The sequence below is a fragment of the Limnohabitans sp. genome (assembly GCF_031539105.1).
GTDB lineage: Bacteria > Pseudomonadota > Gammaproteobacteria > Burkholderiales > Burkholderiaceae_C > Limnohabitans.
The window spans coordinates 58,516-73,318 of the sequence record NZ_JAVKLM010000032.1; the positions used below are offsets into that span (position 1 = coordinate 58,516).

At 56.7% G+C, this 14,803-nt stretch carries 9 protein-coding genes; 4 read left to right on the plus strand and 5 right to left on the minus strand.

Annotated features, from left to right (window positions below; all coding sequences use genetic code 11):
- Window positions 1-13 precede the first annotated feature (13 nt).
- Window positions 14-1,006, plus strand: coding sequence for a Bug family tripartite tricarboxylate transporter substrate binding protein (locus RMR24_RS08660; RefSeq protein WP_405023329.1), 993 nt, complete (start codon window positions 14-16; stop codon window positions 1,004-1,006).
- A gap of 13 nt (window positions 1,007-1,019) precedes the next feature.
- A complete protein-coding gene (locus tag RMR24_RS08665) occupies window positions 1,020-2,555 on the plus strand; it encodes a malonyl-CoA synthase (RefSeq protein WP_310614674.1) in 1,536 nt (511 codons plus the stop codon).
- Window positions 2,556-2,745: 190 nt separating this feature from the next.
- Here RMR24_RS08665 and cphA (RMR24_RS08670) read toward each other — a convergent pair whose 3' ends face one another.
- Window positions 2,746-5,328, minus strand: coding sequence for a cyanophycin synthetase (gene cphA, locus RMR24_RS08670; protein ID WP_310614675.1), 2,583 nt, complete (start codon window positions 5,326-5,328; stop codon window positions 2,746-2,748).
- Entirely contained in the window at window positions 5,328-7,541 is a 2,214-nt protein-coding gene (cphA, locus tag RMR24_RS08675; RefSeq protein WP_310614676.1) for a cyanophycin synthetase, read from the minus strand. Before cphA (RMR24_RS08675) ends, cphA (RMR24_RS08670) begins: the two co-directional genes overlap by 1 nt.
- A gap of 196 nt (window positions 7,542-7,737) precedes the next feature.
- On the opposite strand from cphA (RMR24_RS08675), the gene RMR24_RS08680 reads away from it, so the two are divergent.
- Window positions 7,738-10,023 (plus strand): ABC transporter ATP-binding protein, encoded by a 2,286-nt coding sequence (locus RMR24_RS08680; RefSeq protein WP_310614677.1) that lies wholly within the window; start codon window positions 7,738-7,740, stop codon window positions 10,021-10,023.
- Window positions 10,020-10,487 carry a DUF1854 domain-containing protein gene (locus RMR24_RS08685; protein ID WP_310614678.1) on the plus strand — a complete coding sequence of 156 codons (468 nt, stop codon included), beginning with the start codon at window positions 10,020-10,022 and terminating at the stop codon, window positions 10,485-10,487. Before RMR24_RS08680 ends, RMR24_RS08685 begins: the two co-directional genes overlap by 4 nt.
- Window positions 10,488-10,506: 19 nt before the next feature.
- Here RMR24_RS08685 and RMR24_RS08690 read toward each other — a convergent pair whose 3' ends face one another.
- From RMR24_RS08690 to dnaK, 3 genes are all read right to left on the minus strand, one after another.
- Window positions 10,507-11,871, minus strand: a complete 1,365-nt coding sequence (locus RMR24_RS08690; protein ID WP_310614679.1) for an MBL fold metallo-hydrolase — start codon at window positions 11,869-11,871, stop codon at window positions 10,507-10,509.
- 42 nt (window positions 11,872-11,913) lie between these two features.
- Window positions 11,914-13,056 carry a molecular chaperone DnaJ gene (dnaJ, locus tag RMR24_RS08695; protein WP_310614680.1) on the minus strand — a complete coding sequence of 381 codons (1,143 nt, stop codon included), beginning with the start codon at window positions 13,054-13,056 and terminating at the stop codon, window positions 11,914-11,916.
- 105 nt (window positions 13,057-13,161) lie between these two features.
- On the minus strand, window positions 13,162-14,803 hold a 1,642-nt coding region (dnaK, locus tag RMR24_RS08700; RefSeq protein WP_310614681.1), incomplete at its 5' end, for a molecular chaperone DnaK.

Genomic DNA, 14,803 nt, shown 5'->3' on the forward strand with positions numbered 1-14,803 from the left:
GAAGGAGACCTGCATGAAACAACTCAAACTAAACACAAGCCGTCGCCAATGGATGGCCATCACGGTAGCCGCCTGCGCTGCCTTGAGCTTTGGCGCACAAGCGCAAAGTGCATGGCCCACCAAACCTGTCACCTTAATTGTTCCGTTCCCTGCCGGCGGTGGTACGGATGCATTTGCGCGTCCGTTTTCAGCACAGTTTTCCAAACACAGCGGCAAGACCTTGGTGATTGACAACCGGGGTGGTGCCGGTGGTAACTTGGGCGCGGGTGTGGCATCCAAAGCTGCGCCCGATGGCTACACCTTGTTCATGGGCGCGGTGCACCATTCGATTGCACCCTCCATGTATCCCAAACTCGACTACGACCTAGAGCGCGACTTTGTGCCCCTCGCCCTCGTGGCCAGCGTGCCACACGTGCTAGTGGTGAACCCCAAAAATATGCCTGGCGATTTCAAAGCTTTCATGGCAATGGTGCGTAGCAAACCGGGTAAGTTCAACTATGGTTCTGCCGGTGGCGGTACCTCGCACCATTTGGCGGGCGAGCTGTTCAAGCTGCAAAGCAAAACCTTCATCACCCACATTCCATATCGCGGCTCAGGCCCTGCCTTGCAAGACTTGATCGCTGGCAACGTCGACATGATGTTTGATGGTTTGGGTTCTTCAGCGCAGCACATCAAAGGCGGTCGCATCAAAGCTTTGATGGTGTCGGGCAACAAGCGCAACCCAGCATTTCCAGATGTGCCTTGTGCTGCGGAGTTAGGTTTGCCTGACTACAACGTGAACACTTGGTATGGCCTGTGGGCACCCAAAGGCACACCCGCTGACGTACAAGCACGCGCCATCGAAGAAGTGCGCAAAGCAGCATCGTCAGATGAAATCAAAACCAGCTGGGCAAATAACGGTGCGGATTTCCCCAACCTCACCGGCGCACAGTTTGGTAACTTTGTGTCTGGTGAAATTAAAAAGTGGGCGGCCGTGGTGAAAGCCTCAGGTGCCAAACTCGACTAACTGAAGACAGACGATGAACCACAACCTCTATGCGGCCTTGCGTGCCGCGTTTCCTAGTGATTTGAAAGCAACAGCCATCGAAACAGACGATGGCTTGCACTACAGCTGGTCCGACCTTGATCGCGCCAGCGCCATGATGGCCAACCTGTTGGACTCACTGCACATTCCCAAAGGTTCACGTGTGGCGGTGCAAGTAGAGAAGTCGGTTGAAGCCGTCATGCTCTACCTCGCCACTTTGCGTGCTGGCTATGTGTTCTTGCCTTTGAATACGGCTTACCAAAGTGCTGAGATTGAGTATTTTCTTGGCAACGCCGAACCCGCCGTGGTGGTGTGCAGCAGCAAAAACTTTGGCTGGGTCAGCAAAATTGCTTTCAAGGCGGGCACGCAAAACGTGTTCACCTTGGATGACAACCGCACCGGCAGCTTGCTAGAGCGTGCCGCCCACTGCTCAGACAAACACCACGTGGTGCAAAGCAAGGCCGACGATTTGGCGGCTATTTTGTACACCAGTGGCACCACCGGCCGCAGCAAAGGCGCCATGCTTTCGCACGGCAACATGCTCAGCAATGCGCAGACCTTGAAGAAGTACTGGGGCTGGAAGCCCGGCGATGTGTTGATTCACGCACTGCCTATCTTCCACGTGCACGGTTTGTTTGTGGCCATCCACGGCGCCTTGCTCAATGGCAGCAAGATGATTTGGATGTCCAAGTTCGACCCCAAACTCGTCATCGCCAAAATGCCGCAAGCCACCGTGTTCATGGGTGTGCCCACGCTCTACGTGCGGATGTTGGCTGAGCCAAGCCTCACCAAAGCGCAAGCCTCGAACATGCGTTTGTTTGTGGCGGGTTCAGCGCCTTTGTTGTTGGAAACCTTCAATGAGTGGCAAGACCGCGTAGGCCAGCCTATCCTTGAGCGCTACGGCATGAGCGAAACCGTCATGCTCACCTCCAACCCTTACGCAGCTGATGCGCGCTACCCTGGCCAAACTGAACGCCGTGGTGGCACCGTCGGCTTCCCCTTGCCAGGCGTGTCTTTGCGTGTGCAAGACGACGAAGGCAAAGCCTTACCCGTGGGCGAAATTGGTGGCATCCAAGTCAAAGGCCCCAACGTGTTTGGCGGTTACTGGCGCATGCCCGAGAAAACAAAAGAAGAGTTCACGGCAGACGGTTATTTCAAAACCGGTGATGTGGGCAAGGTCGACGAGCGCGGCTACGTGGTCATCGTTGGTCGCAGCAAAGACCTCATCATCAGCGGCGGCTACAACGTCTACCCCGCCGAAATCGAGGGCTACATCAACGACATGGCGGGCGTTGCCGAAAGCGCGCTGATCGGCGTGCCACACCCCGACTTCGGTGAAGTGGGCGTGGCGGTGGTCATCGCCAAACCTGGTGCCAAGGTGAATGCAGATGCCATCATTGCCGCACTCAAGTCACAACTGGCCAACTTCAAAATTCCGAAGAAGTGTTTTGTTGTCGCTGAGCTGCCCCGCAACACCATGGGCAAAGTGCAAAAAAACTTGTTGCGCGACCAGTACAAAGGTTTGTTTTAAGTTGTCTGAGCTCCGAGTTCGAACGAAAACACTCGGATGCTGATGAGGCTGTGCGGCGGCTGCCGATTTCTGGTACCCCAGCATGAGGCAGCCTCCGCACAGCCCCATCAGCATCAGCGATAGAAAAACAGAAGCACAAACAAAAAAGCCACTCAAAAAAAGAGTGGCTTTTTGTTAGAGCAGAAAAAACTTAGCCAGCCAAAGCCGCCGAGTTCACCCGCTGCGTGATGTGCGCCAAAGCCTCATCCACTTGGTCAATCAAGATCAAGCACAAATCGCCCTTTTGCAATCGCTCCATCGCACGGTCAATCGCCAAAAACTCGCCATGAATTTCGTCAATGTGCGTCGTGCGTTTCGCGCCGTCCAAACCTTGACGCAAGAGCTTCAGCACCTCGCCATCCACACGGCCACGTTGGCACGCGTCTTGGTACAGCACCACATCATCAAACGCTTCACCAATCAAGCGCGTTTGTTCGCGGATGTCTTCGTCACGTCGGTCGCCCGCGCCGCTGATCACCACACTGCGGCGCTGTGCCGGCAGGTTCGTCACGGCTTGCACCAAGGCTTTGATCGCGTCTGGGTTGTGGCCGTAATCGGCAATCACGGTCGCACCTTTGTAGTCGAACACGTTGAAGCGTCCGGGTACGGCATTGCTGTCGCTGACAAACGTGGCCAAGCCTTTGCAGATGGTTTGCCAAGGCACGCCCACCGCCCATGCCGCACCGATGGAGGCCATGGCGTTTTCAATTTGAAAACCAATCGCACCACTGCGTGTGACAGGGATTTCTGACAAGGGAATGCGCACCGAGTGGTTGCCTTGCATCGCCACAATTTGGTCGTCTTCCACAAACAACACACGCTTGCCTTGCGCACGGTGCGTGGCAATGACCGGGTGGTGCGAATCTAAGCCGAAGAAAGTCACTTGACCTGGACACTTGTTGGCCATGGCCGCCACGATGGGGTCGGTGGCGTTGAGTACGGCTGTGCCAGATTCAGCAACGTTTTGCACAATCACGCGCTTCAACACCGCGAGGTCTTCCACGGTGGAGATGTAATTCAAACCTAGGTGGTCGCCCATACCGATGTTGGTGACCACGGCCACTTGGCAGCGGTCAAAGGCCAAGCCTTCGCGCAGCATGCCGCCGCGTGCTGTTTCTAGCACAGCCGCATCCACATCGGGGTGCGCCAACACGTTGCGACCGCTGCGCGGGCCGCTGCAGTCTCCGCTGTCAGTTTGACGGCCGTTCACATAGACGCCGTCTGTGTTGGTCATGCCCACGCGCAAGCCATTGGCCCGCAGCAGGTGTGAGGTCAAACGCACGGTGGTGGTTTTGCCGTTGGTGCCTGTGACGGCAATCACGGGAATGCGACCATCGCCACCATCCGGGAACATGGTGGCCATGACAGCCTCGCCCACATCACGGCCTTTGCCAAACGAGGGGCTCAAGTGCATGCGCAAGCCTGGAGCTGCATTGACTTCGACCACGCCGCCGCTTTGTTCTTCAAGCGGGCGCAGCACAGATTCACACACCACGTCCACACCGCAAATATCCAAGCCGACCATTTGTGCCGCCGCAATGGCACGCAGGGCGACTTCGGGGTGTACGTCATCGGTCACATCGGTGGCGGTGCCGCCGGTGGACAAGTTGGCGTTGTTGCGCAGAATCACACGTGCACCTTTGGCGGGTACAGAAGTGGCTTCAAAGCCTTGCTCTTTGAGGCGTGCGATGGCGATGTCGTCGAAGCGAATTTTGGTCAGCGAAGTGGCGTGGCCTTCGCCACGGCGAGGGTCGGCGTTGACAATGTCGACCAACTCACGCACGGTGTTTTTGCCGTTGCCGATGACCAATGGAGGTTCGCGACGTGCAGCGGCTACGAGTTTGTTGCCGACCACCAGCAAACGGTAATCGCTGCCTTGCAGGAAGCGCTCGACCAACACATCGTCGCGGTGCGCGACTGCGGCGAGATACGCGGCTTTCACACCTTCTTCAGAGGTCACATTGACGGAGATGCCTTTGCCTTGGTTGCCGTCGCGTGGCTTCACCACGACTGGCAGTCCAATCTCTTGTGCTGCCGCCCATGCATCATCAGGGTTGACGACAGGCCGTCCCAAGGGCACGGGCACGCCTGCGGCGTGCAACAACTTTTTGGTCAGCTCTTTGTCTTGCGCGATGGATTCGGCAATGGCACTGGTGGAGTCAATTTCGGCTGCTTGAATGCGGCGTTGTTTGCTGCCCCATCCCAGCTGAACCAAGCTGCCTTCGGTCAAACGACGAAAGGGGATGCCGCGTGCAATGGCAGCGTTGACGATGGAGGCTGTTGATGGACCCAAGCGAATGTCTTCGTCCAATTCGCGCAGTTGATGAATGGCGGCATCCACATCAAAGCTGGTGTTGTTGAAAGCGGCGAGACACAGTTCGTGGGCCAGCTTGATGGCCATAAAGCCTACTTGCTCTTCGGTGTACTCGACTGCCACCTGGAACAGGCCGTGGTCTGAAGTGGCCGTGGTGCGACTGAAGGTGACGGGGCAGCCCGCTTCAATTTGCAAATGCAAGGTGGCTGCTTCAAGCGCATGCGCCATGCTGAGCTTGACCTTGTGGTCGGTCGGCTGCAAGTTGCCCACGCCCGGAAATAAATTGCGCAAGCGGTTTTCGAAGTCGGGGTGCTGGCTGAGGTCGATTTCGGCTGCCTCACAAGTCGCCATGGCCTCCACGGCGGTGTGACGGGTCCAGAGGTTGGGGCCGCGCAGGGCGCGGATACGAGAGACTTCCATTAGCCATTCATCCTTGCAACGTCTTTGGCAACGTGTTGGTTTTGTTGTCCGAAATTTTTCAAGCCAGCGCGAATCAGCAGTGGCGCAATGTCCAGTGACCACGCAGCGGCCACCGCAGCCAGCAAGGTGGAGATGTGCAAGCCGTCTTTGAGCAAGCGTGCAATCAATTCGAGGTCGAGATGAAACAGCGGTGTTTCTTGGTCACCACGCGCCAAAGTTACATGGCCTTCTTTGCAGAACACACCACGACCACCGGCTTGCAAGTGCGCCATCAAGGTGGCGTTGTCTTGGGCTTTGGCGTAGTACACGACTTCGCCATCGCTGAGTTCAGCCAGGGTGGTCACATCTTTTTCGTCTGCGTTCAAGACGGCAGCACCTTCGGGCAACACCAAGTCGATTTGCGTACGAACCACGGTGCGCATTTGCTCAGGCGTTTGAATGTCGTGTTTGTCAATCAAAGCGGCTGTGGTGTCTGGCATGTTGGTGACCACGCCTACCAAGCAACGGTCGTAAGCCAAGCCTTCGTCCAAGATGTGCGCAGGTGTGGTTTCAAACACAGCGGCATCCAAGGCGCGGTTAATGAGCAAGCGCTCAGAGGCTTCAAAGCCACGGGAATCTGTTTTGCCCAAGTGCTGTTGGTCCATGTACAGGCCATCTTTGCAAGCCAAGCCAGTGCGTTTGCCAGAAAGGTGCAACAACCAAGCGAGGAGCTGAGACAACTCAGTGGTTTGCTGGCTGCCCACAATGCCCACCACGGGGATGCGGCCAGACTCATTGGGGCCAAACAAATGTTCGACGATGGCTTTGCCCACAGGGCGGGGCTGGCCCACCGCTGGCTTGACATGCATCAGCAAGCCAGGGCCTGCGTTGACCTCAATGATGGCGCCTTTGGTTTCTTCCAGAGGGCGCGAGATGTCTTGTGTCACGATGTCGATGCCGGCAATGTCCAAGCCAATCACACGCGCGGCGAGGGTGGCCACAGCAGCGACTTCAGGGTGAACCAAGTCAGTCACATCGTTGTTCAAGTTACCGTTGCGTTGCACGACCACGATGCGGCCTTTTTCGGGCACGCTGTCGGGCTTCAAGCCTTGGCGTTGGATTTCGAGCAGAGACATTTCGCCGCGTGGGGTGTGCAAGCGGATCAAGTCGAGCGGGAAGCCTTCGGCAATACCGCGACGTGGGTCAGTGTTGATTTGGCTGTCAATCAACTGTTCCACTGTCGATGTGCCGTCGCCTGTGATGCAAGCGGTTTCGCCACGGGTAGCAGCCACCACACGGTCGCCGACCACCAACACGCGGTGCTCATCACCGCGCACGTAGCGCTCAATCAGCACCTCACTGCCTTCTTTTTCAGCAGCGGTCCAGGCTGTGCGCACGCCTTCTTCGGTGTTCACGTCGAGCGACACGCCCCAGCCACGGTTGCCGTCGAGTGGCTTGACCACCACGGGCAAGCCGATGTCTTGGGCCGCTTCCCAAGCTTCGTCAGCAGTTTTGACAATCTGGCCTTCTGGCACAGGAATGCCGCACTGCGTGAGCAAGCGCTTGGTCAAGTCTTTGTCGCTGGAAATGCTCTCAGCAATGGCGCTGGTGCGGTCTGTCTCGGCCGTCCAGATTCGGCGCTGCTTAGAGCCGTAGCCCAGTTGCACCAAATTGCCTTCGGTCAGGCGAATGAAAGGGGTTTTGCGCTCCACCGCTGCATCGACGATGCATGCGGTGCTCGGGCCCAGGCAGCGCAAATCGGCAATCTTTTTCAAACGCTCCACGGTGGCCGTGATATCAAAAGGCTTGTTGTTGGCCGCGGCCATCACCAGTTCGCGTGCCGCCAAGAAGCTTTCGCGGCCCAGTTCTTCGTGCTCGGTGCGAAACACCACTTTGTAAATGCCGCGCTTGCTGATTTCGCGGGCCTTGCCAAACTCAGCGCGTGCACCGGCCAACAGCTGCAACTCGATGGAGACGTGCTCCATGATGTGGCCCATCCAAGTGCCTCCCACGAGGCGTGTGAGGAAGCCGCCGCGATGGCCCACACCGCAGTGGTGCTCGACCAAACCGGGCAACCAACCGTTGATGCGGTCGTTGAAGCCATCGATTTTGTTAGAGGGGTGGTCTTCCATTTCGCCCAAGTCGATGAGCGCTTCAATGATGGGGCGGTAAGTCCAGATATTGGGCCCACGCAAGTAGTTCATGCGCAGGATTTGGATGTCTTTGAAGGCCATAAATTAGCGGAGGTTTTGAGCGGAGGTTGGCGTGGCTGAAGCAGGGTGAAGAGCCGAGGTCACCACAGCGACCTCCGAGGCTGCGGCGATACAATCATTTGCATACGTGCTGGGGTTCAACAAAGTCCTGGCTCCTGCTTTTTATTTTTATCGCCGTCCATCGATTGACATCGATTGAAGCAGCAAAATTCCAATAATGAATTCTTCTTTATCGGCTTCCACCAAAGTTGTTTTGCCCGAGGGCTGGCAATCTTCAGCGTTTGCACAACTGTTACCTCAAGAAAACGTTCTAGCTTGTCTAGAGGTTGACTTGAATGCCCAATTGCATTTTTCTGCAGGGCTTCTCATTGTGACAGACCAAAGGGTGCTTTTTGGCTCCCAAACCACTGGTACAGCCATTGTCTGGAACAGTTGGACCTTGGCTGCTGGCATGAAGCTGACGCACACCGATCACGCCGGTGTGGGGACTCTGAGCTTGGTCGATGCCACGCACCGCATCGCCAGCTGGCGCTTTACGCTGACGCACAACGTCACGGCCATGCGTTTGCAAGAAACATTGGCAGATCGCTTGGAGGTGCTGACCCACGGTAAATCGCTGACGGCCTCTGCCCAAGCCCGTTGTCCACAGTGCAAATTGCAGCTCGAAAACGTGGGCGACGAATGCCCCGTGTGCAGCCGTGAACAACATGCACCCATGTCGACATGGGGCTTGTTTCGTTTGTGGCGTTTTGCTCACCCTTACCGCTGGCGTCTGCTGGCGGGATTTTTGTTGACGCTGGCCTCCACAGCTGCGACCCTGGTGCCTCCTTACCTGACCATGCCGTTGATGGACGATGTGCTGATTCCATTTCAAAACGGCAAAGACATTGACCACGATTTGGTCTACATGTATTTGGGTGGTTTGCTGGGGGCCGCTTTGCTGGCTTGGGGCTTAGGCTGGCTTAAAACCTACATCCTGGCCTTGGTGTCAGAGCGCATTGGCGCTGATTTGCGCACCACGGCTTACGAACATTTGATGCGCTTATCGCTGGAGTACTTTGGCGGCCGTCGAACGGGTGACTTGATGAACCGCATTGGCGCCGAGACCGACCGCATTTGCGTATTCTTGTCGTTGCATTTGCTGGACTTCGCCACTGACGTTTTGATGATTGTCATGACGGCATCGATTCTCATCAGCATCGACCCCAAACTGGCGGCAGCCACTTTGTTGCCGCTGCCGTTCATCGTTTGGTTGATTCACACCGTTCGCGACAAATTGCGCACTGGCTTCGAGAAAATTGACCGCGTGTGGTCAGAACTCACCAACGTGTTGGCCGACACCATTCCTGGCATCCGCGTGGTCAAAGCCTTTGCGCAAGAGACGCGCGAAGCCAACCGCTTTCGCGATGCCAACAAGCACAACTTGGCGGTGAACGACCGCATCAACTTTGTGTGGTCTTTGTTCTCGCCCACCGTCACGCTGATGACCGAGGTGGGTTTGTTGGTGGTGTGGGGCTTTGGCATTTATTTGGTGTCCCACAACCAAATCACCGTGGGTGTGTTGGCTGCGTTTTTGGCCTACATCGGCCGCTTCTACACACGACTCGATTCGATGAGTCGCATCGTGTCGCACACCCAAAAAGCGGCGGCTGGCGCCAAGCGTATTTTTGAAATTTTGGACCACGTTTCCAGCGTACCGGAAACTACGAACCCACAAAAGTTGCCTGTGCCTTTGCAGGGCAATATCGAAATTCAAGATGCGGGTTTCCGCTACGGCAACCGCGCGGTGATTCGCGGCATGAACCTGAGCATTCGCCCAGGCGAGATGATTGGTTTAGTCGGTCAAAGCGGCTCAGGCAAGAGCACGTTGGTCAACCTGATTTGCCGCTTCTACGATTTGAGCGAAGGCTCAATCAAGCTGGATGGCATTGATATTCGCAACGTCGCCTTGTCTGACTTCCGCAGCCACATTGGCATGGTGTTGCAAGAGCCGTTCTTGTTCTTTGGCACGATTGCCGACAACATCGCCTACGGCAAGCCCGATGCCACACGCGAAGAAATCGTGGCAGCAGCCCGTGCGGCGCATGCGCATGAATTCATCTTGCGTTTGCCACAAGGCTACGATTCTTTGGTGGGTGAACGCGGCCAAGGGCTGTCCGGTGGCGAGCGTCAGCGTATCTCGATTGCGCGAGCTTTGTTGATCAACCCACGTATCCTGATCTTGGACGAAGCCACCGCTTCGGTAGACACCGAGACAGAGCTAGAAATTCAAAAGGCCTTGGACAACCTGGTGCAAGGTCGCACCACGATTGCCATTGCGCACCGTTTGTCTACGCTCAACAAAGCCGACCGTTTGGTGGTGATGGAGCAGGGTGTTGTGGTGGAAGAGGGCGACCACGACACGCTCATGGCGCGACAAGGTGCTTACTACCGTCTGTATGAAGCCCAAGCGAAAAATGCACAAGACGCCGTGGCGCGTGCTTTGACCAAGGAGTCTGTATGAGTGCCGCATTTACCTTAGCGTTTGATGCCTTTGGCAAACTGGTCGTCACCTTGGCCGATGGGACGCAACACATGGGCGCTGTTGTGGCGCGTGCGTTTCCGATTGCGTCACCCGATCAAAGCATTTCTGTGTTGAGCGCCGAAGGCAAAGAGCTGGCTTGGGTGGAAAACCTCAAAGACCTGCCTAACAACGAGCGCGAGATCGTCGCGCAAGCCCTGCAAGGCCGAGAGTTCATGCCCGAAATTTTGCGCTTAGACGGTGTGAACAGCTTTTCCACGCCCAGTGTGTGGCGCGTCCAAACCAGCCGTGGTCCAGCGCAACTGGTGCTCAAAGGCGAAGAAGACATTCGCCGTTTGACGGCCAGTCGTCTCATCGTGGCTGATGCACACGGCGTGCAGTTTTTGATTCGCGACTTGCCGTCGCTGGACCGTCACACCCGCAAATTGCTGGACCGCTTCTTGTAAAGAGGCGATCAGCTCAAGCTCAGCACGGCCAAGTACTGCCGTGTTCGGGCACCACCGCACGCAACTTTAATTCACGCTCAATGCGCTGACGCAGCGCGTCAGAGGCTTCGGGTTCGCCGTGCACCACGTACACCTGATCTGGCTTAGTTTTCATGTGACCCAGCCAATCGACCAACTGCACAGCGTCGGCATGTGCTGACGACGATTGCAGTTGCACCACCTCAGCCTGCACGGCCACATCTTGTCCGTGAATGCGCACCACACCACTGCCGCTTGCCAGAGTGGCACCGCGCGTGCCCGGTGCTTGATAGCCCGTGAGAATGACCATGTTGCGGTGGTCGGGCAGGTAATGCGCCAGGTGGTGCAACACGCGCCCACCCGTGGCCATGCCGCTGGCCGACAAAATCACCATTGGACCATGGTGTTTGGCCAAGGCTTTGGATTGCTCGGGTGTTTCCACCATGGTGGCGATGTGTTTCAGCACATTGAGCGCTTTGGCATCCAAGCGGTGCGCCTCTGGGTGGCGTGGCAACAGTTCGGTGGTGTGCACCGCCATGGGGCTGTCTAAGAAGATGGGTAGCCCGTGTGGAATTTCGCCACGTTCTTTCAGCAAGGCAATGGCATGTAACAAAGCTTGTGCACGGCCCACGGCAAACACGGGCACCACGGCCACGCCGCCACGTGCTGCCACGCGTTTGAGGGCGGGCGCGAGTTCGGCCAATACGTCTTCTTTGGGGTGCTCGCGGTTGCCGTAGGTGGACTCAATCAACACGGTGTCGGCATCTGGTGGTAAGTCGGGGGCCTTCATCACGAGGTCATCAGGTCTGCCCAGATCTCCGCTGAACAAAATGCGACGGTCTGCCACCTCTAACAAAATGCTGGCCGCACCCAAGATATGCCCTGCGTGTGAGAAGGTGGCCTTCCAGCCGGGCAGTGGCGAGAAGCTGATGCCCTCGCGCTCTGGCTTGAGCAGTTGCAAGGATTGCAGCGCGTCGTGTTTGCCATACAGCGGCATGGCGGGCTCGTGTTTGGTGTAGCCGTGACGGTTGACGAAAGCCGCGTCTTCTTCTTGGATATGGCCGCTGTCTGGCAGCAAGATGGCGCACAAATCGCAGGTGGCGGGCGTTGCATGCACGTGGCCACGATAGCCTTGGCGGTAGAGCAATGGCAGGTAGCCGCTGTGATCTAGGTGGGCGTGCGTGAGCAGCACGCTATCCACATCTGCCGCTTCAATGGGCATCGGGTTCCAGTTGCGCAAGCGCAGTTGTTTGAAGCCCTGAAACAAGCCACAGTCGACCAGTAGTTTTTTACCGTCGTGCTGAACCAAGTATTTAGAACCGGTGACTGTGCCGGTTCCGCCCAAAAATGTGATGTTGACGCTCATGCGCGAAGTATCTCCCTTTTAACGCAAGACACTTCGCGTGCTTCAGTTGAAAAAGCGCTTGAGCTTATCGGCCCATCCACCCTCGGCAGGTGAATGCTTGGCGCCGCCTTTTTTCAAGGACTCGTCCAGCTCTTTGAGCAGCTTGCGTTGGTGCTCTGTGAGCTTGACCGGTGTTTCCACTGAGATGTGGCAATACAAGTCGCCTGGAAAGCTAGAGCGAATGCCCTTCAAGCCTTTGCCGCGCAAGCGGAACTGCTTGTCGCTTTGCGTGCCTTCTGGAATATCAATCGCCGCTTCGCCGGCCAGCGTGGGCACGCGAATTTCGCCGCCCAAGGCTGCGGTGGTGATGCTGATGGGTACTGAGCAATGCAGGTCGTCGCCATCACGCTCAAAAATGTCGTGCTTCTTGACGCGAATCTCAATGAACAAATCGCCGGGTGGGCCACCGTTGGTGCCGGGCTCGCCGTTGCCGGTGCTGCGAATGCGCATGCCGTCGTCGATGCCGGCTGGGATTTTGACTTCCAGTGTTTTTTGCTTTTTGAGCTTGCCTTGGCCGTGACACATCGTGCACGGGTCGGGAATGACCTTGCCTGAACCGCGGCAGTGCGGGCAGGTCTGCTGTACGCTGAAAAAGCCTTGGCGCATTTGCACCTGACCGCTGCCATGGCAGGTGGCACAGGTTTTGACCGAGGTGCCGGGTTTGGCGCCTGTGCCATCGCAGGTTTCGCACTCGTCCCAGCCTGGAATTTTGAGCTGTGCTTCTTTGCCGTTGGCCGCTTCTTCGAGCGTGATTTCCATGGCGTAGCTGAGGTCGTTGCCACGGTAGACCTGACGGCCACCGCCCCCACGGCGTTGTTGGCCAAAGATGTCGCCAAAGATGTCGCCAAAGGCCTCACCAAAACCCGCACCACCAGCGCCAGCGCCAAAGCCACCAGGACCGCCGCGCATATTGGGGTCCACGCCTGCATGACCATATTGGTCAAAGGCCGCACGCTTTTCGGGGTCCGACAGCATTTCGTAGGCCTCTTTCACCTCTTTGAACTGCGCTTCTGCTTCCTTGGCTTTGTCGCCTTGGTTGCGGTCGGGGTGGTGCTTCATCGCGAGTTTGCGATAAGCCTTTTTGATCTCGTCATCGCTCGCGCCTTTGGCGACGCCGAGGACTTCATAAAAATCGCGTTTGGACATGGTGTGGGCAGTGCCGTGTTTTGTGGGGCTTGGTTACGACTTCGCCGCGTGTTCACCTTTTCAGGCGAAACGCGGCGAGGTCAGCTCAGAGGTTGAGAAAAAGGTTTAGCCCTTTTTGACTTCTTTCACTTCAGCGTCGACCACGTTGTCGTCGGCTGGTTTGGCTTGCTCGCCTGCGGCTGCACCGCCGGCGGCTTGCGCGGCTTGCATGTCGGCGTAGACTTTTTCACCCAGCTTTTGCGAGGCGGTCATCAAAGTTTCGGTCTTGGCATCGATGTCGGCTTTGTCTTCGCCTTTCAAGGCTTCTTCGACTTCCTTGATGGCCGTTTCGATGGTTTCTTTTTCACCAGCGTCGAGCTTGTCGCCATGCTCGACCAAGCTCTTCTTCACGCTGTGCACAGCGGCATCAGCTTGGTTGCGAGACTGGACGATCTCCAACTTCTTCTTGTCTTCGACGGCGTTCAACTCGGCGTCTTTCACCATTTGTTGAATTTCGTCTTCGCTCAAACCAGAGTTGGCTTTGATCGTGATTTTGTTTTCTTTGCCAGTGGCTTTGTCTTTGGCGCCCACGTGCAAGATGCCGTTGGCGTCAATGTCAAACGACACTTCAATTTGTGGTGTGCCGCGAGCGGCAGGTGCGATGCCTTCAAGATTGAACTCACCCAAACCTTTGTTGAACGAAGCCATTTCGCGTTCGCCTTGGAACACCTTGATGGTCACAGCAGGCTGGTTGTCTTCTGCGGTAGAGAAGGTTTGTGCAAACTTGGTGGGGATGGTCGTGTTCTTGGTGATCATCTTGGTCATCACGCCGCCCATGGTTTCGATACCCAAAGACAGCGGTGTCACGTCCAGCAACAACACGTCGGTACGGTCGCCAGACAGCACTTGACCTTGAATCGCAGCGCCCACAGCCACAGCTTCGTCAGGGTTCACGTCACGACGTGGCTCTTGACCGAAGAACTCTTTCACCTTTTCTTGCACCTTGGGCATGCGGCTCATGCCGCCCACCAAGATCACGTCGTCAATGTCGCTCACCGACACGCCAGCATCTTTGATGGCGGTGCGGCAAGGGGCGATGGTGCGCTCGACCAACTCGTCCACCAACTGCTCCAGCTTGGCGCGGTTGAGCTTGATGTTCAAGTGCTTAGGGCCTGAGGCATCGGCGGTGATGTAAGGCAAGTTGATGTCGGTCGAGGTGGCGGATGACAACTCGATCTTGGCTTTTTCAGCGGCTTCTTTCAGGCGCTGCAAGGCCAACACGTCTTTGGACAAATCAACGCCAGATTCTTTCTTGAACTCGGAGATGATGAAGTCGATGATGCGTTGGTCGAAGTCTTCGCCGCCCAAGAAGGTGTCACCGTTGGTGGACAACACTTCGAATTGCTTCTCGCCATCGACGTCGGCGATTTCGATGATGGACACGTCGAACGTGCCGCCACCCAAGTCATACACCGCAATCTTGCGATCGCCTTTTTCTGTTTTGTCCAAACCGAAGGCCAAGGCAGCAGCGGTGGGTTCGTTGATGATGCGCTTGACATCCAAGCCCGCGATGCGGCCTGCATCTTTGGTGGCTTGACGTTGTGCGTCGTTGAAGTAAGCGGGCACGGTGATGACGGCTTCGGTCACTTCTTCGCCGAGGTAGTCTTCGGCAGTTTTCTTCATCTTGCGCAGAATTTCAGCGCTGATTTGAGGCGGGGCCAACTTGTTGCCACGCACTTCCACCCATGCGTCGCCGTTGTCGGCTTTG